Below are 1,310 nucleotides of genomic sequence, written 5' to 3' on the forward strand. Positions count from 1 at the left end.
TTTAGCGCGTGTACCTGGGCGATTTTAGGGTTTATCAACAGTGTCTCGGCAGACCGCTCCGGGAACATCCCCAAGTACCTGGCCGAGCTTCATGCCTCAGCCCCGCACTATGTCCTGCCTCATCGGCGAGAGGAGCGTATTTATCCTCGCGCCATCCGGCTCAAATCACCGAAGTATCCGATCAGAAATAAAAATGCCAGTCCGCTTAACTGACTGGCATTACCCGGTAGAGGGACACTTTTTTATTGTGTGGTGGGCAGCAACCTGTGGCCATTCAGGGCAAGCCGTTGCAGCCGTGCTTGAGGAACCCCGGACGCTGCGCCAGGCGCTGGAAATACTCATCGACAGCGGGGAAGTCAGGCCGGTCGATCGGCGTCATCAGCCAGCGATTGACCGATAAACCGATGACAACGTCTGCCAGGGAAAAGCGTGGTCCGGCGACATACGCCTTGGTGGTCGCGAGTTGATGTTCGAGGATGCCCATTTTCTGGTTCCAGCCGCGGATGCCGACTTCGAGGCGATGGGCGTCCTGGAACTCCGGGTCCTTGCGCACCAGCGCCATGAACGCATAGCTCCAGGACGGATTGAGCTCGGTGGCTTGCCAGTCCATCCACTGTTCCACCCGGGCGCGTGCCGCCGGTTCGGTGGGCAGCAGATCGTGCTGGTGTTGGTGTTTGCCGGCCAGATAGCGGCAGATGGTATTGGATTCCCACAACACGCCGGCTTCATCGATGATCACCGGCACCTGTGCGTTGGGATTGAAGCGCAGGAACTCGGGGCTGTGGGTAGATGCAAAACCACTTCCCCAGTCCTCGCGTTCGTAGGTTATGCCCAGCTCCTCGCAGGTCCACAGGACTTTTCGGACGTTGATGGACGAGGCTTTGCCGAGAATCTTCAGTGTGTGTTCCATTTGAGCAACTCCATCGCGTATGGCGTATGTGTAATTGTAGGAGTGGTCTGTAGGAAAGGCGTTTCGGCAGGTTTTCGCTACCTACGATTTCTTGCGTCATTGCCTACAACTACGCCAGAATCCGCCGGCTTGTGCGCCTGGTATCCGGACTCTATCGTTCCGTGTCGCTGCAAATTCAGCGATCGGGTCTAGCAGCCTGGATACTTTAGACGCATGACGTCCATCCTTCGTGATCTTGCCTGTCAGTTCACGTTATGGCGGTTGTGCGTGGGAAGACCTTCGGGTCTACCGGGTTCTAGAGTCCTGGTCTGCTAGCCCGCGCACGGCTGCCACCTTGTTTTTCGTCTAGCAGCGAACTGTGGCAGCTCCATCACTCTAGGAGCATTGCCATGTTCAAACC

At 57.0% G+C, this 1,310-nt stretch carries 1 protein-coding gene and 1 pseudogene; one reads left to right on the forward strand and one right to left on the reverse strand.

The window, feature by feature from the left end; all coding sequences use genetic code 11:
- Positions 1-213 (forward strand): annotated as a pseudogene (locus KGA96_RS29585) (IS4 family transposase); the annotation flags it as partial.
- A 61-nt stretch (positions 214-274) separates the two neighbouring features.
- Here KGA96_RS29585 and KGA96_RS29590 read toward each other — a convergent pair.
- A complete protein-coding gene (locus KGA96_RS29590) occupies positions 275-910 on the reverse strand; it encodes a glutathione S-transferase family protein (protein WP_046042273.1) in 636 nt (211 codons plus the stop codon).
- Positions 911-1,310 lie beyond the last annotated feature (400 nt).

It is taken from the genome of Pseudomonas sp. GL-R-26 (genome assembly GCF_019947365.1).
GTDB lineage: Bacteria > Pseudomonadota > Gammaproteobacteria > Pseudomonadales > Pseudomonadaceae > Aquipseudomonas.

Bases quoted from the DNA above. Each gene is read 5' to 3' on its own strand.
- KGA96_RS29590 (WP_046042273.1), bottom strand. From the start codon at position 910: ATGGAACACACACTGAAGATTCTCGGCAAAGCCTCGTCCATCAACGTC.